The organism is Chryseobacterium takakiae (assembly GCF_900129385.1).
GTDB lineage: Bacteria > Bacteroidota > Bacteroidia > Flavobacteriales > Weeksellaceae > Chryseobacterium > Chryseobacterium takakiae.
The window spans coordinates 1-19,903 of the sequence record NZ_FQVO01000014.1 but is presented as its reverse complement, the minus strand read 5'-3'; the positions used below and the strand labels follow the sequence as shown (position 1 = coordinate 19,903).

The window sequence follows — 19,903 nt, the reverse complement described above, 5'->3', positions numbered from 1 at the left end:
ATAATTGCAGTAAAAACCTATTCTATTTCATCAAATCCATACTTATCAGATAATATATCTGTAATAATATGAAAAAAAGACATTTTTTTATTAGCCTTTTTGTAAGAGTTATTTGAATAAATCTAAATTTAAATCATTTATTTTTAAGCTCATTAATTTTATCCTGGAGTTCCAGAATTTTATCCTTCAGCGCTTTGATTTCATTTTTATTTGAACTTACATTGCTTTTCAGCATTACATTTCTTGCACGCTCACTGTGATCGTCTTCTTCATCTTCTTCATTAATTTCCTCAATATCTTCCTGAATATCTTCAATATCTTCATTAATTTCTTCAATATCTTCGCTGATTTCCTCTATATCTTCGCTAATTTCTTCAATATCTTCCTGGATATCCTCAATATCTTCCTGAATATCTTCAATTTTCTCATGGCTTTTATTTACGGACATCTGAATAAAGATAGCAAGATATATCGCTTCCAGAGAAACTACCGTTGTAAGAATCAGCAACATTTTATCAAATTCCACCAAACCCAACAGCGGTAAAACAAATGATATGATAAAAAACAATGTATGTGCAATCAGAGACGGTATAGAACCTATCCACCAGGTAATTCCGTTGGCAATCTTTTCTAAAGCCTCAGTTCTTTCTTCGTACTTTTTCATTATGTTCTGCTTTTATAATAATTCTTTGGTAACTCCCAACCCGAACAATGCAAAATCATATTTTGCGGGATCATTCTCATTAAACTTTCTGATTACGGCATCCAGCTCTTCTACCGTTTTCCAGTCGTTCTGCGTTCTTGAAATCAACCCTAATTTCCTTGAAATATTTCCTGTGTGTACATCCAGCGGAATGGAAAGATATTGCTGTCCTGTATTTTCCCAGATACCAAAATCTACGCCACGCTTATCCTTCCGCACCATCCAACGGAGAAACATAATAATTCTTTTGGTGGATGAATTTTTATACGGCGAACTTACATGTTTATGACTCCTGTGTTTTTCAGCACCTAAAAAACTGCTTCTGAACCGTTCAACAGAATGCAGAAAACTGGTTTCCGATTCGTGGAGTCTGAATAAGCTTTCAAGACTTTGATTTTCATGGTAAATCCTGCTAAACTGCTTCATAAAATACACAAAATCTTCTCCATTAAAAGTACGGTGAATGCTTTTATTTTCAATTGATTTTAAATCTTTTTCCGAATGATTCAATACGAAATCATAAGGAGCATTTCCCATGATATCCAACATTTTTTCAGCAGATTTTATGATTGCTTTCCGGTTTCCCCAGGAGATCGTTGCTGCCAGAAAACCCGCTATTTCAATATCCTGTTTAAGGGTAAACCGATGTGGGATCTGTATCGGGTCATTCTCAATAAAATCCGGATGATTATACTGATCTGCTTTTTCATCCAGAAAGATTTTCAGTTCTTCAAATTTCAACATCATTTATTTTAAATTTTCACAGGCTCCAGTGCTTTTGGTAAGAAAGTATTCGGGAAAATGGTTCTCGCTTCATCAGTGAATACGGTAAGATCTGCATACCTGTTGGAAAAGTGTCCTAAAATAAGTTTTCCTACTTCAGCCTTTCTGGCAATCATTGCCGCTTCCAGTGCGGTTGTATGTCCGGTATAATCTGCCATATCCTTTAAATCATGTAAAAACGTGGATTCATGATAAAGGACGCTAACGTTTTTAATAACAGGAATCACATTTTCAAGATAGCGCGTATCGCTGCAAAATGCGTAAGAAACCGGAGGAACCGGATCTGTGGTTAGAATTTCATTTTTGAGAACATATCCATCGCTCAGCACAAAATCTTTTCCGGCCTTGATATTGTGGTAATCGCAGGTTTCAATCTCTTTATATTTTGAAATTTCCTGCATATTCAGGTGTCTTTCTTTCGGTTTTTCCTTAAAGAGATATCCGTTGCAATAAATCCTGTGGTCAAGAGGAATGGTATATACCTCTACCCTGTTGTCTTCATAAATTTTTTCGGAATAATCCTTATCCAGTTCGTGATAAACCACTTCAAAACCACGGTGTGTTTCGGTAATGGTAAAGATGGTTTCAAGCATTTTTTTTATTCCCTTCGGGCCGTACACATGCAGCGGTGTTTCTCTTCCCAAAAGACGGAATGAAGCAATAAGTCCCGGAAGTCCGAAACAGTGGTCTCCGTGAAGATGGGAAATGAAAATATGATTAATCCTTGAAAATTTCGCTTTTGCTTTTCTCAGCTGTACCTGCGTTCCTTCGCCGCAGTCGATCAGAAAAGACCGCTCTTCCATTTCCAGGAATTGTGCGGTAGGAGAAGAATTAATGGTAGGAATTGCTGAGTTAAAGCCTAATATCGTTAAATAAGTACTCAAATCTATCGTTTATTATACAGACAAATGTACGGAATTTAGGCTTAAGATTGAGCTTGAGACTGAGTCTATGGCTGAGGTTAAGATTAAATAAATATATTAAAATAGCTAAGAAGAAGTATGATCTCTTTTTTAGCAGTATTCATTTAAAATTGATCTACATTTTAATAATCTTATTCTTCACCTCAACCTTAGTCTATTAATCTTTCAGAAAATCAAGGAACAGATCCAGCGCCTGCTTTCTGTGGCTGATTTTGTTTTTATCTTGAGGGTCCATTTCTGCAAAGGTTTTATCGTATCCTTCAGGAACGAAGATCGGATCATAGCCGAAACCTTTGAAACCTTTATTTTCATTCAATAAGTTTCCATGCACTCTCCCGTCAAAATATTTTGCTCCGTTTTCATCATAATAGCATAAAACGGTGATGAAGTATGCTTTTCTGTTTTCAACACCTTCCATTTCGGCCAATACTTTTTCGATATTTTTGGCAAAATCATGATCGCCTGCATAGCGCGCGGAAAATATTCCTGGTCTTCCATCCAAAGATTCTACAACAAGACCGCTGTCGTCTCCCAGACTTGGAATGCCTGTTTTTTCAAAGCAATATTTAGCCTTAATCAGAGCATTGGCATTGAAAGAATCACCGTCTTCCACAATTTCTTCGTGAATATTGTAATCCGTAAGACTTTTTACGATAAAGCGATCTCCCAGAATCTGTTGGATTTCTTCTTTCTTGTGTATGTTGTGGGTTGCTACCAGTAACTCCATTTCCTTGTTCATTTTATTTTTATTGTTAAGCTTAGATACATAAATATTTTGTGAATACGTAAAGCCTGTTTAAATTTTATAATTTATTTTCATTAAGAAATTAAGCTTTTTAGGTCAAAGACTTAATAAAGCCAACTTATTATCACCTAATCAGAATCCTATTAACCCATTGAAATTCTTACTATTAAACTTAAGAATAAACAAAGTTTATTTTAATTTAGAAAATTAAGAAAGTTCTAAACAAAATATGTTTCTATTTAAATCTCAGAATAATGTACTTTATATTTCCTTGTAAAAAGATAATAAAATACTGAAAAAAGTATAATTCCACCGGCAAGGATCATCCATTCCGGGATTTTAAAAGCATCTGCGAAGCTTTCATTTTTTGTGTAAACAATCAATATGGTGGAACATAAATTATTGAAACCATGCAGCAACATTGGCAACAATAAAGATTTGGTTTTGTAATATACCAGCCCCAAAACACAGCCCAATAAAACAGCTCCTACAAACTGCCATGGATTCCCATGAACCAAACCGAAAATAACGGATGCCATAAGAATCGCATTCACCGGCTTTACTCCTTTATTGATCAATCCTTTCTGGATAATTCCGCGGAAAACAATTTCTTCAAATATCGGTGCACAAATCACCGCGGTGATGATCATTACTACCGGATCGTCCGTGAGCTGTTCCATCAGTTTGATGAAAAAGTCATAATATTTCCCGAAAAAAGGTCCTGTTGTAGGTATTTGTGAGGTGATAAATTCCGCGATGAGCATCATCCCGAACATCATAGGAAAAATCAATAAATAGGTGTAAAAATTAGTGGGTGAAAAATTGAAATTCAGTTTTTTACCGGTATTTGGTCTTACAATAAAAAAATCAAAAAAAGCAATAGCGGTAAGAAATCCGCCTGCATTGAGCAGCATCAAAAACCACTCTTTATACTGCAGATTTTCTTTAAAAGCAAACATCCAGAAGACATTAAAAAATGCCACGGCCATGTTTCCTATAAAAAATCCGGCCACGAGGACAAGTCCTCCTATCCATGTAAATGTAAATTTCGGATACCTGCTGTTTTCCATATTGTATGCTCAGATTTATCGGGCAAATATAAAAGTTTTTGAGAAGTTTCTTTATTGTTTGAATAATGAAGTAAAAAAAACATCTGCATTTTTTGGATGTGCATATCTCTTTCCTGAACGAAATCACTTTCAGATTCCATTAAAAATTACGATTTTTGCAACTTCAAAATACGATATGTCAGACTTAATCAAAGAAATAGAGAAAAGAAAAACTTTCGGGATTATTTCTCACCCCGATGCCGGAAAGACGACGCTCACTGAAAAGCTACTTCTTTTCGGAGGGGCCATCCAGGAAGCGGGAGCGGTAAAATCCAACAAAATAAAAAAGGGAGCTACCTCTGACTTCATGGAAATTGAAAGACAGAGAGGGATTTCCGTGGCAACTTCCGTACTTGCTTTTGAATACAGGGATCATAAAATCAATATCCTGGATACTCCGGGACACAAGGATTTTGCGGAAGATACTTACAGAACTTTGACGGCCGTAGATTCGGTGATTGTTGTCATAGACGTTGCAAAAGGGGTGGAAGAGCAGACTGAAAAGCTTGTACAGGTTTGCAGAATGAGAAATATACCCATGCTGGTTTTCATTAATAAGCTTGACCGTGAGGGTAAAGATGCTTTTGATCTTTTGGACGAGGTTGAACAGAAACTAGGATTAACAGTGGTTCCGCTTTCATTACCTATCGGTATGGGAAGTGATTTCCAGGGAATTTATAACATTTGGGAAAACAACATCCAGTTGTTTTTGGAGGAGAAAAAGCAGAAAGTTGGAGAAGCGGTTAAGTTTGATGACATTAATGACCCTGCGATTGATGAATTAATCGGCGAAAAAGCGGCCGCTACGCTTCGTGAGGAGCTTGATCTTGTACAGTCGGTCTATCCTGAATTCAGCCGTGAAGATTATATGAAAGGTGATCTTCAGCCTGTTTTCTTCGGATCTGCTTTAAATAATTTCGGAGTACGCGAATTACTGGATGCTTTTATTGATATTGCACCGATGCCGCAGCCGAAGGAAAGTGATACGCGTCTGGTAAAGCCTGAGGAAAATCAGTTTACCGGTTTTGTGTTCAAGATTCATGCGAATATGGATCCGAAACACAGGGACCGACTGGCTTTCGTAAAAATCGTTTCTGGAACTTTTAAGAGAAATGAAAATTACTTACTGGTAAGAGAGGGTAAAAAAATGAAGTTCTCGTCACCCAATGCTTTCTTTGCCGATAAAAAAGAGGTGGTGGAAGAAAGCTTTCCGGGAGATATTGTAGGGCTTCATGATACGGGAAGCTTCAGGATCGGTGATACGTTAACCGGAGGTGAAAAGCTGAATTTCAAAGGAATTCCGAGCTTCTCTCCTGAACATTTCAGATATATCAATAATAATGATCCGTTGAAGGCAAAACAACTGGCAAAAGGTATCGACCAATTGATGGATGAAGGTGTGGCACAGCTTTTTACGCTTGAAATGAACGGAAGGAAGATCATCGGAACGGTGGGAGCTCTTCAGTATGAGGTAATCCAGTACCGTCTGGAACATGAATACGGTGCAAAATGTACTTATGAACCACTTTCGATGCATAAAGCCTGCTGGGTTGAAGCGGATGAAAAGTCTGAAGAATTTAAAGAATTTGCTAGATTAAAGCAGCGATTTTTAGCAAGAGACAAATACAACCAACTGGTTTTCCTTGCTGATTCTTCTTTTACAATTCACATGACGCAGGAAAAATTCCCGAATGTGAAGCTGCATTTCATCAGTGAATTTAGGAATGCTTAAGAAAATAATTATTAAATATTTAATCCGCGGAAAGTTTCTGCGGATTTTTTTGTTGAACCAAATTAAAATTTTTATACATAAGTTGTTTAAAGTAAAAGATTTTTGCACCTGTAGGAGCAGAATCTGTGTAGCAATAAGAACAAGTATATTAATCAATCCATAGAATTAATATCTATAATTCGTGCTGAATTTTCTAAAGATAGCGTTCCTACGGAACGCCAAACGCCTTCCGAATATGATGTCTACACAGATAAAACTCCATAGAGTTTTCTAACATTTACCTTACAATTTTACCCTGAAGAGTCTTTTAAAATTGAGTTATTTGAAGTTTTTCGACTTCCCGTTGTTTTGTTCAAAATGACAGTTTCATAAATTAAATTTAGATAAGATTCATTAACAGAAATGACGAAACTTTAAAAAAACTTTGTAAAAAACAGTTTTTCAATTTTACAAAAATCTAAAAATCAAACCCTTAACAATTTACACCTTTAAAACAATTCTTTTACAATCTTTACAACAGTTCCGCTCCTAATTTTACCTCATCGAAAAAATTAATCGTATGAAAAAATTCATTTTACTTGTTGCCGTATCGGGAACATTCATCATGTGCAAAAAGGGAGAAGCTGCAACATCAACGCTGGAAAACGCCATCAGTTCGGCCGACAGCACCGTTTCTGACGCTTCGGAAAAAATCAGTGAAATTGATGAAAAAGCGAATGCCGCCCTGGATTCTGCCAATGTAAAGATCAAAGATTTTCAACGGGCAGGAAATGAGATCAAAGAGAATATTGAAAATACATCAAAAGTTGTGGATTCTCTATCTGAAAAAATCTCATCCGTAAAACTGGAATCCAAAACGGAAAAGAAAGATTCTGCAAAAGAAAATAAAATTGTTGTAAATGTTCCTGCCCCGAAAGTGATTAAGGAAACTAAAATCGTTTATAAAAATGCTCCGAAGAAAGAAAATCCTGAACTCATTCAGCAGAACAGATTCATCAAAAAAGGGACATTAGAAATTAGCGTAAATGATGCGGAAACCGCAAAAGAAATTGTAAAGGATGAAGTTGCCAAATACAACGGTTTTGTAAGAAGCGAAAGTGTTTCCCTACAAAATGACGATAAAAAAACAGCATACCTTAAAGTGAAAGTTCCTATCCAAAAATTTGATTACCTGATGTCTGATCTCAACTATAACCTGGGAATGGTGGAAAATATGAATATTGAAACTTCCGGCCGTGATATTGTTGAAAATACGATGTGTGAGATTGACATTACCCTATACGGAAAGGAAGGAACTGTTGCTGAGGGCAAAAACCCTGAAACACTGGGAGCGCAATCCTTTGCCGCCATTTCTTCAGGATGGAATGTCATTACATCAATTTTCCTGTTTATTCTTCCGCTTTGGCCGTTATTTGTGATTGCAGGAATCGGATATTATTTTTATAAAAAAAGAAAGACTACAGATAAAAATCTTTAAGAAAGAATATTCGGATAAATTTTTAATAATATTTTAATTAGAATTACGTTATTCCGGAAAATGATATTCCTAACTTTACTTCATTGATTATTAATTTACATCCATCATTTAACTTAAGCTAAAAAAGTTAATCAAAACAATAGTTAAAACAATATATTATTAATATTTTGTGGTTCGTGTGAAAGTAAAAAGGCTCCCATTTTTGAGAGCCTTTTACTATTTTATTTTAGTAAGCGATTACTTTGCAATGCTTCTTGAGATAACAATCTTCTGGATTTCAGAAGTTCCTTCGTAGATCTGTGTGATTTTTGCATCTCTCATCATTCTTTCCACGTGGTATTCTTTAACATATCCATATCCGCCGTGGATCTGTACCGCTTCAATCGTTGTATCCATTGCCACCTGAGATGCGTACAACTTGGCCATTGCTCCGCTTTCTGAAATATCTTTTCCGGCATCTTTTTCTACTGCAGCCTTGAAGCAAAGCATTCTTGCCGCTGTAATCTGCGTTGCCATATCCGCCAGTTTGAATGCAATAGCCTGGTGGTTGATGATCTCCGTTTTAAAAGCTTTTCTTGTTTTAGCATATTTTAACGCCAGTTCGTAAGCTCCTGAGGCAATACCTAATGCCTGGGAAGCAATCCCGATTCTTCCTCCGTTCAGAACAGCCATCGCAAAATTGAAACCGAAACCATCTTCCCCGATTCTGTTTTCTTTCGGCACTTTCACATTGTTGAAGATCAAAGAATGCGTATCACTTCCTCTGATTCCCAGCTTGTCTTCTTTAGGTCCTATTTCAAATCCTTCCCATCCTCTTTCAACGATGAAAGCATTGATTCCTTTATGTTTTTTCTCAGGATCCGTTTGTGCAATTACAATATAATAGCTTGCCGTACCCCCGTTGGTGATCCAGTTTTTGATCCCATTCAGCAAATAATAATCTCCTTTATCTTCTGCAGTGGTTTTTTGTGAAGTAGCATCAGAACCTGCTTCCGGCTCAGACAATGCAAATGCCCCGATTACCTGTCCGCTTGCCAAAGGTGTAAGATATTTCACTTTCTGCTCTTCAGAAGCAAATTTCTCCAGTCCGGCACATACTAATGAATTGTTTACAGACATTACCACGGCTGCAGAAGCGTCTATTTTTGCAATCTCTTCCATGGCCAATACGTAAGAAACACTGTCCATCCCTGCACCTCCGTATTTAGGATCTACCATCATTCCCAAAAGCCCCATTTCACCCATTTTCTTTACCTGTTCTGCAGGAAACTTCTGATCGCGGTCTCTTTCGATTACTTCGGGTAATAATTCGTTTTGTGCAAAATCCCTTGCTGCCTGCTGAATCATCAGCTGTTCTTCCGATAAATTAAAGTCCATAAAATTGAATAATTAGATGGTCGCTAATTTACACTTTTTGATCAAATCTGAAAACAGAATTAAAACTTAAGTCTTACATTCTGAAAACCAGCTATTAAACAAATTTTAAAAATCAGATAAACTGATTAAATTATTGTTAAAAATTTTAGCTAAAAAACAAAAAAAAGTGATACATTATATATATAATCTTCTGTAAACGTAAATTTCAGAATGTGGTATTGCCAATTAAAAAAAATGCTTATATTTAAAATCCTATAACTAATTACTTTTACCATTATGACTATAAAAAGATTATTCGATATTCCCCATTATGCTTTAGAAACCTACCCAAAAACGGATATGTTTGTAACGAAGTATCAGGGAGAATGGAAAAAAACTTCTACCCAGGAATTTATCAATGAAGGCAATAAAATTTCCCGCGGACTTCTGAAACTGGGCATAAAACCCGGCGACAAAATCGCACTGATTACCACAAATTCCCGTACAGAATGGGCGATTATGGATTTGGGACTTTCCCAGATCGGGGTAGTTTCCGTGCCGGTTTATCCCAGCATTTCACCGGAAGATTATGAATTTATCTTTACGAATGCCGAGATCAAATACTGCTTTGTATCTGATAAAGATCTTTTGAATAAAGTAATGAAGGTAAAGCACAATATTCCTTCACTGCAGGGAATTTTCACCTTTGAGAATATCAGCGGAGCTGCCAACTGGAAAGAAGTGCTGGATCTTGGAGAAGACGATTCTACACAGGTTGAGGTAGAAGATCTTTCCAAAACCATCAATCCTGAAGATCTTGCTACCATTATTTATACTTCCGGAACTACGGGGAAGCCTAAGGGAGTGATGCTGACGCATCATAACATCGTCTCTAATGTTTTAGGCTCAATCCCGAGAATTCCTAAGAAAAAAGGAATGGATTATAAAGATACGAGAGTGCTGAGCTTTCTACCCATTTGTCATATTTTCGAGAGGATGCTTTTTTACCTTTTCCAGTATAACGGTTTCTCCATTTATTTTGCAGAAAGCATTGAAAAAATGGGTGAAAATGTGAAAGAAGTAAAACCGCATTACATGAGCGTTGTACCGAGGCTTGTGGAAAAGGTTTATGATAAAATTTATGCTACCGGGTCTTCAGCAGGAGGTCTCAAGCAAAAAATATTTTTCTGGGCACTGAATCTTATTTCTAAAAAGAAAACAGTTTCCAAACCTTCGGGTTTACAGGAAATTATTGCCGATAAACTGGTTTTCAAAAAGTGGCGCGAAGGATTGGGCGGCGAAATCATCACGTTGGTTTCCGGCTCTGCAGCCCTTTCCACAAGACTCAACCTGATGTTTCAGAATGCCGGGATTCCCATCCTGGAAGGATACGGTCTTACAGAAACGTCACCGGTTATTTCTGTGAATGCTTTTGGGAAAATGAAAATAGGAACTGTGGGACTTCCCTTGGACAATCTTCAGGTAAAAATTCAGGAAGACGGAGAAATTACCGTGAAAGGACCTTCTGTTTTTAAAGGGTATTTTAAAAATGAAGAAATGACAAAAGAAGTTTTTACCGAAGACGGATTCTTTAAAACAGGAGATATCGGGCATATTGACAGCGACGGATTTCTTCAGATCACAGACCGTAAAAAAGAGATGTTTAAAACTTCCGGCGGTAAGTATATTGCTCCCCAAACTATTGAAAATCTTGCAAAAGCATCGAAGTTTATCGAGCAGATCATGGTTGTTGGGGATGGCGAAAAAATGCCAACCGCCCTGGTACAGCCTGATTTTGAATTTGCCAAAAGCTGGGCTCAGAGAAATAACCTGAATATCGGTTCTACGCCAAAAGAAATTGCCAGCAGCAAGGAGCTTAAAGAAAGAATAGAAAAAGAAATTAACGGCATTAATGAACATTTAGGAAACTGGGAACAGATCAAAAAAATTGAACTGACTCCTGAAATCTGGAGCATTGATACGGGTCTTTTAACACCTACTTTAAAGCTGAAAAGAAAAGCTATTAAAGAGAAATTTATTGATCTTTATAATAAAATGTATGACCGTAAGGAATAATATTTAACCGCTTTTCTAAGTTTTTTCAAATTTCAACTTATAAATATGTTCACATTCTGATCAATGGAAACGGGCTAAAAGCCTGTTCCTACTGAATAAAATTAAAACCGCTTCTCTGAGGCGGTTTTTTACTCGCTTAGTTCAAGCGGATTTTTGTATTTTTCATTTTCATCCCTTGCTTTTTCTCTTTGCTTTAGCATTTCCTGCCCTTGCATAATTGTGGTTCCGTAGCTTGCCAGTACAGCGGCAGCATTTTCATCGGCTGTTTTTTGTGCCTGCTTTAATTTAGCCTGCGTTGTTTCTATAGCTCCGGTATATCTGCTTTTTTTGATATTGATGAATTTGCCTTTCAATTGAGAGACGGGCAATGATTTTACCAGTTCAAAATCAAAATCCTCCTTCTCGTCTGTTATTTTGATGATTAATCCAGGCAAACCGCTAAATTTCATAGGACCATACGGAAGCGGAATTTCCGGAGCATACCATGCGATCCAGTTTCTTCCCTTAAACTTCACTTTCGCTTTTTTACAGGTAATGGTATTGATTACTCTGGTTTCATCTGCAAGCTCCCAGTTTGATATTACAGGTTGTTTATAAGTAAATAGTGACATTGCTGCGGAATCAAAATACTGTATATTTTCATTGGTCTGGATGATAGTAAAATTGAAATTTGTCTTTGGAATTGTGACTCCTGTTTTCCAGCCGAGCGATATGCTTCCGTCTGCATTATGTGTTGTTGTACCGGATTTTGCCATTACAGAATCTCCTTTTAACGATACAATACTCGCAAAAAAAGCTCTTCTTTCTCCAACTTTCAGGACGAACAGCTCTTCATGGTATGTATTTATTCTTGTATCAAATTTAGCTTTTAAATTATACGTAAATTCCCCTTTTAAAGTATCATTTTTATACGATTTTGGGGAATACATCGTACTGTAAAAAAAGACCAAAAACCAAAATATTTTTTTGAAGTAATTCATAAGCAAATATCATTTATAAATATGCACTTACAGCAAAGAATTCCCACCATAAGTGCATAACATTTAAGATTAAGCGAGACTATTACTAGGTCCAGAGTGATAAGCGCTTGTGCTTTTCGGGATTAAATATAAAGAGAAATCATATGCTAAAAACAATAATCCTTCGTAATGAGAATTATATTCGCGACTTTATTACTCTTTAACTTTATTTATTCATGTAGAATTCATTATGAATGTAAATTGTCATTCAGAGCGGAACCTAGTATAATGTGGAATTTCAGTTTTTCAACGTATTCCATGATCTCTTGAACAAAAGATTGCTTCGTCGCGATGCTCCTCGTAATGACACAAAAAAAAGCCGCCTCCAATGAGACAGCTCTATATTCTGAAAAACCGTTGTTAATTAAAACTTAATTACCGATTTCATTTTCTCGTTTTCTTCCATTACCAACTCGTCATCTACAAGGATTTTTCCTGAATGCTCATCAATAATGATTTTCTTTCTCTGAGCGATTTCCATCTGCTTCTGAGGTGGAATCGTGAAGAATGAACCTTTTGGTGCGCCTCTCTCCAATCCTACTACCGCAAGTCCGTTTGGAGAATTGGTTCTGATTCTGTTGTAAGAAGCCAGCAATCTTTCATCGATTTTTGCAGCAAATTCTTTAGACTGCTCAATAAGATATTCTTCTTCTTTCTGTGTTTCAGAAATCAAACCTTCCAATTCTTCTTTTTTGAACTTCAGGTGGTTTTTAAGATCATCGATTTTTGCGTTAAGCTCATCCAGCGTTTCGTTTTTGTGGCTGATTTTAGCACCGAATTCCTTAATTCTTTTTTCAGCAAGCTGAATTTCAAGCTCCTGATATTCAACCTCTTTACTTAATGCTTCAAACTCTTTATTGTTTCTTACATTATCCTGCTGAGATTTGTATTTTTCAATTAAAGTTTTTGCATGGTTGATCACTTCATGCTTGGTTTTGATCTGATCTTCCTGATCTTTGATATCCGCATGAAATTTTTCAGCTCTTTTTTCAAGACCTTCGATTTCAATCTCAAGATCTTCTACTTCGATTGGCAATTCTCCTCTTGTATTTCGGATTTCGTCCAATCTGGAATCAATGATCTGCAAATCGTATAAAGCTCTTAACTTTTCTTCAACTGAAATATCGTTGGTTTTTGCCATATTTTAAATGAAATAATTTACCGGGTTCGTTTTCTCAATAGATTTTGAGATTGCAAATGTACTAAATTTTTGTGACAAAATTTCAAATAATTGTTGAGTAACAAATTGTTCTGATTCGAAATGGCCGATATCGCAAATCAGCATTTTAGATTCGGCAAGGAAAAAATCATGGTATTTTACATCTCCCGTGAGATAAGCATCACATTTTTTGGAGATTGCAGACTTGATACCGCTTGCCCCGGAGCCCCCTAAAACGCCTACTCTTTTTATTTTCTTCCCGGTAAAATCAGAATGCCTGATCACTTCAAGATTAAACTTTTCTTTAACAAATTTCAGAAAATCTTTTTCATCCATTGGTTCCTCAAAATCACCATACATTCCTAATCCGCTGTAATGATTCGTATTATCCAGGCTGTAAATCTGGTGGGCCACTTCTTCGTAAGGATGTGCCGATTTCATTGCTGCCACTACCTGTCCCTGTTTATATCCTTCAAAAATAACGGAAATCATATCTTCATCTGCATTTTCCCGAATCCCCAACTGTCCTGAAAATGGATCCGAGCCTTCTTTAGGACGAAAAGTTCCGTTCCCGTTTATGCTGAAACTGCACTCATCATAAAAACCTATATTGCCTGCTCCTGCTTCAAAAAGGGCTTCTTTTATCTTTTCAGAGTATTCTTTCGGAACAAAAACGGTGAGCTGCTTCAGATCATTTTTTTTAGGCTGAAGAATTTTAAGGTTTTTAAGTCCGAGCTGTTGACAGATTCCTGCATTAACACCAAAAAAATCATTATCGAAAGCCGTATGAATTGCATAAATGGCTATTTTATTTTCAATGGCCTTAATAACCGCTTTTTCAACATAATTTTTTCCTGTTAACGATTTTAAACCTGAGAAAATGATTGGATGAAAACATACAATAAGATTGCAGTTTTTAAAGATTGCTTCATCTACAACATTTTCAAGGGCATCATGGCAGACCAAGATCCCGCTAACATCTCGATCCCACAAACCACAGAGCAGTCCCACATTATCAAAATCTTCCGCCTGCTGAAGGGGAATACGCTTTTCTATCTTTGAAACGACCTCTCTAATTTTCATTTTATTCTGTATGTTTGTTACGAAAATAAGGATAATTTGTTATATTTAAAAAAACGTTAAATGGAAAGAGAACATAATCTTGTTCCGGAAGATGCATGGTGGAAACATTATCTCTACAGAATTATTTACCGATCTGATACAAAGCTCGGAAAGCTCTTTGATGTCATTCTGCTGCTGCTTATTCTAGTAAGTACCGCCATCATCATGATGGAAAGTATTCCCTGGCTTGATAAGCGGTACCATCTTACTTTTCTTATCTTGGAATGGATTATTTCCATTCTATTCTCGATAGAATATGCTACAAGAATTGCTGTTGTCAAAAATAAGCGTCATTATATTTTCAGTTTTTTCGGAATTATAGATTTTTTATCGCTGATTCCCTTTTATCTTAGCTTTTTCTTTCCTGTTACCAAATATTTCCTCATTTTCAGGATGCTTAGAATGCTTCGGGTTTTCAGGGTATTCAACCTGATGGATTTTATGAATGACGGGTCTGTCATTGTAAGAGCATTAAAGAACAGCTCAAGAAAAATCTATATTTTCCTGCTATTCCTGATCATTTTTTCAGTAATTGTAGGTTCTATGATGTTTATGGTGGAAGGCGGAAGGCCGGGATTTGAAACAATTCCGCAATCTATTTATTGGGCGGTGGTCACTGTAACTACAGTCGGTTATGGTGATGTTTCTCCGATTACGCCTATGGGAAAGTTTTTCGCAGTGGTTCTGATGCTTGCCGGTTATTCCATCATCGCTGTTCCTACAGGAATTGTAACTGCGGAAATGCGGAACAAGAGACAGAATCTTGAAAAGATATGCGATCGCTGCGGAAATGAAGATATTGATGATGATGCAAGGTACTGCAAGCAATGTGGCAAGAAATTAGCTTAGTGTAAAATATTATAATATTTCTATTAACTAAAATACAAACATCATGGAACCAAAAAAGAAAAATAAGCCCAATACTTTAGTAGTCATACTATTTTCTTTAATTGTATTAATGGTCATTGTTTATTTCATTCTCGTTACTTTCTTCCCGGCGGTTTTTGAAAGTCTTAATACCGGAAATTTACAGCCTGTTCCTGAAAACAGATAATTTGATAAAATTTTTAATATTCAATAAAAAAGGCGATCCGTTGGATCGCCTTAATTGTATTAAAGTTGGGTATCGTTATTTCTTAATCGTTTTGATCGTTTGTTTAGAACCATCTTTCATAATAAGTGTCAACAAATACATTCCCTGTCTTAATTCACTCAAATGAATTGAAGATCCGGGGTTATCAATGACTTTTATTAGTCTTCCGGAAAGATCGGACACTGAAATTGATTTCACATTGGCAGCATCGGAAATATTTATCACATCTGTAAATGGATTAGGATATGCTTTGATATTTTTCTTTTCCGTCTTGACATCAGAAGTTCCCAGTACACCTTTTGAAATATTAATGGTGAACGCTCCTTCCGGTTCATCAGACCATCCGCTGTAGTATCCAACATTTACATAGTAGGTATTTCCTGAAAGTGTTGGGATTGAAAGTGTTTCAGTAACTCCTGTCCCTCCTGAATCTTCAGAATCTTCACATGACAATGCAGAGCAGGTTCCGCTGTAGACTCCGATCTTAGGATCAAAATCACTTCCTGCAGGCATTGTAACGGTGATATTAAATGTATCTCCATCTCCCACGAAGGTAAACCATGTACCGTCATTCATATCGTTATTGGTACAAGCAGTAACCATACCGCCGTTATTTGTAGCCGCTTCTCCGTCGTTCTGTACAAAAGTATATGGGAATGTAGCTGCTACAAGAGCTCCGCTGCATTCATCATTTGCAGGTGGCGGCGGGAACGTTCCTACACAGATATCAAAACTCTGATTGCTTCCTGTATCATAATAGCTGTATACTCTTACCAGATATGTTTCACCCACAGTAAGACCTGTAACAGTTCCCGAAGCAGGATCTGAGCAATAAATACTGGACAGTGCGCCACATCCTCCACTGAATACCTGGAAATAAGTATCCGTATCATTTTGTGTAGTTCCTACCGACTGAATATTTAAAAGAGATATTTTATGAGTAGTTGCTGTTGCTACGAACTTAAACCATACATCATCATCAGGGTTTCCATAGCATGGATCCGGTATCATTCCTGAATCGGTAGCACCAATAGTATAACCAGGAGTTACGGTTCCACAGCTAAGGTCCGGGTTTACCGTCAATGTAACCGCAGTAGCACATTCATCATTCGTAGGTGGCGGCGGCGCTGTTGTAAACACAACTTCTGAGCAGCCGGAAGATTCACCTCCGGATCCTACAGCCACTACTTTTAAATAAAGTGTTGTATTAGGCGCAAATGGCGCTGCCGGTGTAAAGCTGTTTGTGGTTACAGCCACCTGGTTGGCTATGTCAGTTCCACCGGAAGTGGTTCCGATAGAAACTTTATATCCTGTTGCTCCTGAAGAGTTAACCCAAGTAATTGTTGAAGCTAAAGGAACAAAAGTTGAATTGTTTGAAGGATAAGAAACTACCGGGCAGAGAGGAATGGGATTAGCGGTAAGGCCTGTAAAAGTAGTAACGGATTTATAATCTTTCAGATCTCCTGAAGAAGGAGGCGAAGCAGGATCCGGATCGTTATAATCATTTTTATAATTAAGTGTAGAGTTCGCTGCTGACGGATAAACATACATTGCTTCATCATAATCGTTGCTGTCATAGCCTGAAGAGTTTTCTTCGGCGGCTAACACCAGATTGGCAACGTTATCATAGGCGAAAGGAGTTGCAAAGGTAATCTCTATAACCCCGTTATTATTGGTAACGGCTCCTGAAAAAACCTGTGTCAGCTGGGAAAGAGGAATCCAGTCAGAATCCGATGCAAATGTCGTTTTTGAAGTCTGACCCAGATAGACTACCCATTCTGATGAGCTTGCAATAGACATGGAAGGATCCAGATAAAATTTTAATCCCGTAATGTTTCCTGCAGCATTAGCATTAATTTCCTGTTTTGTAAAAATCTGCTGTGTGTAAGAATAACCATAATATGTACTTATCGGGGCTGTCCCGACATTCGTACTTCCTGCACCCAAAGTTATTTGTGCATTAAACATCATACTTAAAAATAATAAGCATGAAAGTAGAAATTTTGTCATAAATTTATTTTTGCTGATTAATACACTAATTTAGGAATAATACTGTTATTTCATCATAAAAAACACCACTTTTTTTTAATAATTTTAATAAACTTGAAAATAAAAAGATATATAAATAAAATTTTACAATTCAATTATCCGCATAAAATAGCATATATTCTATTAAAATTTAATTTTTAAATCAACATTTAATGGCTTTTTTACAATACAAAAAAGACAAGATTCACATCATTAATTCACATGATTTAGAAATAATATCAATTAAAAAAATAGCGGCTGATATTAGCCGCTACTTTTATCTTAATACAATAAAAAATTATTTTTTAATTGCCTTAATAGTTTGCTTAGAACCATCTTTCATTTCTAAGGTCACTAAATACATTCCTTGTTTTAAATCTCCTAAATGAAGTTCATTACCAGGATTTGCAATAGTTTTCAACAATCTTCCAGAACCATCTGTTATCTGAACATTTTTCACATCAGAAGCATCAGAGATATTTAATACTTCGGAGAATGGGTTTGGATAAATCTTAATGTTATTTTTAGCATTAGAAACCTCCGAAACAGCCAGTACAGGCATAGGCTCTACCACAAAATTATCAATATAGAAATTATAGTCTTCAGCATCATCTACTGTTCCATCACTTCCATAGAATGCAAAAATTGTATTAGCGCCTGTATAACCAGTTAAGTCTAGTGAATACGTATTTGATGTATTCGATGGTCCATTAGCTTTGTTCCAGGTTTGCAAAACCGTCCAGGTATTTCCTCCATCCTGTGACACCACAAACTGAACGACATCATCAGAACCCATTGCAGAAGCAGCAGTACCTGAATATGTTGTTACAGCATAATCAAATTTCACTCTATATCCTCCAGCTGATAAATTTAAAGGAGGCATTCTAAGCCATCCAGATACATTAGTAAAAAACAAATTCATTCTCATCGATCCTGTTCCAGTATTAGCTGCAGGTGTATTTAACCAGTTATTCTGTACCCAATTAGCAGTTGCCCCTGTTGGTGCCGTTCCCGTAGGAGAGCCTCCAGAAGCTTGTGAGGTACATGCACCTGCTGTTGATGTGAAATTATTTGTGTAGGATGGTACAATAGCAGAGCATACCGTTGTAAAATTTCTCACTGTACAACTTGATGAAATAGAACCAGCAGAATAGGCATTTAATGTATAATAATACTGCGTACTATTTATTAAAGGAGTGCTAAAAGAATAAGAGGTCACATTTCCCAGATCAACATTATTCAGTACATCAGTACCTCCAGATGTAGTTCCTACTGATAATTTATATCCTGTAGCACCAGACAGAGCCGTCCATGTAATAGTTGGTGTCAAACTAACACCTGTTGCAGCTGATGCTGGAGCCGTTACAGTTGGACAAGGTATTGTTACGGTTGTGAAACTTGTCTCTATACATCCTGTTGCCGACCCAAAGCTATTCTTAGGTATTATAGTAATATAATACATTGTAGAATAGGCCAATGTAGCAGCAGGAACCGTGTATGATGTAGTATTACCTACGTCCATTCCTGCCATTACCTGCGTACCACCTGGAGTTATACCCATATTGATAACATAGCTGGAAGCACCTGCCGCATTAGGCCATGTAATTGTAGGAGTTAATGAAACACCAGTAGCAGCATTGGCAGGGCTTGAAATAGCAACACAACTCGGAGCTGTTGTAGCAACTTGCGAAAGCACTACATCATCAAATCCCATATAAAAATCTCCAGTTGTAGTGCTGGTACTTTTAAGTCTCAATTTAAAGTTCGCACCTGCCGGTATCGTTCCTGCCGGTATCGTTCCGGAAACCGTTGTACATGGTATTGGAGTTGCATTAGGACTATTAAGAGTAACAGGTGCTAACAAATCACTCCATGTTGTTCCACCGTCTACCGAATAATCTGCTGCCACACTTCCACTAATATTGCCTGTAGTGGAGAATCCTTTTGCTAGATACTTAAAAGAGTAGTTTAAAGCTGTTGCATTAGAAGCTGTAGAAGAATAGGTCATATACCAACTTGTGTAAGTTGTACCATAAATGTTTTTATATACAGCTTTTGATCCAGCACATGGAGTGCCTGCCGAAGCCCCATAACCTGAAGGAGCAGATGAAAACCCCGAACCTGTAATTGAACTTACCCACCCAGCAGGCAAAGTTGTACCTTCAAAACTTTCAGATACTGTAATCTGAGCAGACATTAATGTACCTAAAAATAAGAGGTACATAAGTAAATGTTTTTTCATACTTGTTTGAATTAAATTTGTGGGTTAAAAATATAAATTTATGCAATATCACACAAAAAAATAATAAAATCATCAAATAAATCAAGTAAAAACCATACAATACTTAAAAAAATCAAACATTTATTTAAATTTCAATAAAATAATAGAAAATTTTAATTATTTCAACATGCTTATTTTCAATATTTTATAAAAAACTATTTAACATAATTAAATCCCAACCTTTCCATTTAACATAAAAAAAAAGAAGCCGTCTCATTTCACGAGTCGGCTTCATTTTTTGATATTATTGTTATTCAAATTATTTTGGAAATTTTCTTTGCGATCATTGAAAATGGC

At 36.5% G+C, this 19,903-nt stretch carries 16 protein-coding genes; 5 read left to right on the top strand and 11 right to left on the bottom strand.

Going from position 1 to position 19,903, the window contains the following annotated elements; all coding sequences use genetic code 11:
* Positions 1-133: 133 nt before the first annotated feature.
* From BUA76_RS15830 to BUA76_RS15810, 5 genes are all read right to left on the bottom strand, one after another.
* Complete coding sequence (locus BUA76_RS15830; protein WP_072885767.1) at positions 134-664, bottom strand: DUF1003 domain-containing protein; 531 nt, start codon at positions 662-664, stop codon at positions 134-136.
* Positions 665-676: 12 nt separating this feature from the next.
* A complete protein-coding gene (locus BUA76_RS15825; protein WP_072885820.1) occupies positions 677-1,447 on the bottom strand; it encodes a TIGR02757 family protein in 771 nt (256 codons plus the stop codon).
* 8 nt (positions 1,448-1,455) lie between these two features.
* Complete coding sequence (locus tag BUA76_RS15820; protein WP_072885766.1) at positions 1,456-2,370, bottom strand: ribonuclease Z; 915 nt, start codon at positions 2,368-2,370, stop codon at positions 1,456-1,458.
* Between the two features lie 196 nt (positions 2,371-2,566).
* Positions 2,567-3,136 carry an RdgB/HAM1 family non-canonical purine NTP pyrophosphatase gene (gene rdgB, locus BUA76_RS15815; protein WP_228408498.1) on the bottom strand — a complete coding sequence of 190 codons (570 nt, stop codon included), beginning with the start codon at positions 3,134-3,136 and terminating at the stop codon, positions 2,567-2,569.
* Between the two features lie 257 nt (positions 3,137-3,393).
* A complete protein-coding gene (locus BUA76_RS15810) occupies positions 3,394-4,224 on the bottom strand; it encodes a CPBP family intramembrane glutamic endopeptidase (protein WP_072885764.1) in 831 nt (276 codons plus the stop codon).
* Between the two features lie 175 nt (positions 4,225-4,399).
* Between BUA76_RS15810 and BUA76_RS15805 the strand changes: the two genes are divergently transcribed.
* Both BUA76_RS15805 and BUA76_RS15800 read left to right on the top strand, forming a co-directional pair.
* Positions 4,400-5,995, top strand: coding sequence for a peptide chain release factor 3 (locus BUA76_RS15805; RefSeq protein ID WP_072885819.1), 1,596 nt, complete (start codon positions 4,400-4,402; stop codon positions 5,993-5,995).
* Positions 5,996-6,554: 559 nt separating this feature from the next.
* On the top strand, positions 6,555-7,472 hold the full coding sequence (locus tag BUA76_RS15800) for a DUF4349 domain-containing protein (protein ID WP_072885763.1): 918 nt from the start codon (positions 6,555-6,557) through the stop codon (positions 7,470-7,472).
* A gap of 237 nt (positions 7,473-7,709) precedes the next feature.
* Here the strand turns inward: BUA76_RS15800 and BUA76_RS15795 are convergent, their stop codons facing one another.
* On the bottom strand, positions 7,710-8,849 hold the full coding sequence (locus BUA76_RS15795) for an acyl-CoA dehydrogenase (protein ID WP_072885762.1): 1,140 nt from the start codon (positions 8,847-8,849) through the stop codon (positions 7,710-7,712).
* A 276-nt stretch (positions 8,850-9,125) separates the two neighbouring features.
* Between BUA76_RS15795 and BUA76_RS15790 the strand changes: the two genes are divergently transcribed.
* Complete coding sequence (locus BUA76_RS15790; protein WP_072885761.1) at positions 9,126-10,904, top strand: AMP-dependent synthetase/ligase; 1,779 nt, start codon at positions 9,126-9,128, stop codon at positions 10,902-10,904.
* Between the two features lie 128 nt (positions 10,905-11,032).
* On the opposite strand, the gene BUA76_RS15785 is transcribed toward BUA76_RS15790, so the two are convergent.
* From BUA76_RS15785 to BUA76_RS15775, 3 genes are all read right to left on the bottom strand, one after another.
* Positions 11,033-11,884 (bottom strand): GLPGLI family protein, encoded by an 852-nt coding sequence (locus BUA76_RS15785; RefSeq protein ID WP_072885760.1) that lies wholly within the window; start codon positions 11,882-11,884, stop codon positions 11,033-11,035.
* A 403-nt stretch (positions 11,885-12,287) separates the two neighbouring features.
* The gene (locus BUA76_RS15780; protein ID WP_072885759.1) at positions 12,288-13,064 is read right to left on the bottom strand and encodes a zinc ribbon domain-containing protein; all 777 of its coding nucleotides are present in this window, start codon (positions 13,062-13,064) and stop codon (positions 12,288-12,290) included.
* A 3-nt stretch (positions 13,065-13,067) separates the two neighbouring features.
* Complete coding sequence (locus BUA76_RS15775; RefSeq protein WP_072885758.1) at positions 13,068-14,165, bottom strand: Nif3-like dinuclear metal center hexameric protein; 1,098 nt, start codon at positions 14,163-14,165, stop codon at positions 13,068-13,070.
* Positions 14,166-14,225: 60 nt separating this feature from the next.
* On the opposite strand from BUA76_RS15775, the gene BUA76_RS15770 reads away from it, so the two are divergent.
* Positions 14,226-15,053, top strand: a complete 828-nt coding sequence (locus BUA76_RS15770; RefSeq protein ID WP_072885757.1) for an ion transporter — start codon at positions 14,226-14,228, stop codon at positions 15,051-15,053.
* Positions 15,054-15,096: 43 nt separating this feature from the next.
* Positions 15,097-15,258: a hypothetical protein gene (locus tag BUA76_RS19290; RefSeq protein ID WP_178337349.1), complete on the top strand. Its 162-nt coding sequence runs from the start codon at positions 15,097-15,099 to the stop codon at positions 15,256-15,258.
* 75 nt (positions 15,259-15,333) lie between these two features.
* Here BUA76_RS19290 and BUA76_RS15765 read toward each other — a convergent pair whose 3' ends face one another.
* On the bottom strand, positions 15,334-17,307 hold the full coding sequence (locus tag BUA76_RS15765; protein ID WP_083573248.1) for a T9SS type A sorting domain-containing protein: 1,974 nt from the start codon (positions 17,305-17,307) through the stop codon (positions 15,334-15,336).
* 316 nt (positions 17,308-17,623) lie between these two features.
* Positions 17,624-19,567, bottom strand: a complete 1,944-nt coding sequence (locus tag BUA76_RS15760) for a T9SS type A sorting domain-containing protein (RefSeq protein WP_083573247.1) — start codon at positions 19,565-19,567, stop codon at positions 17,624-17,626.
* Positions 19,568-19,903 lie beyond the last annotated feature (336 nt).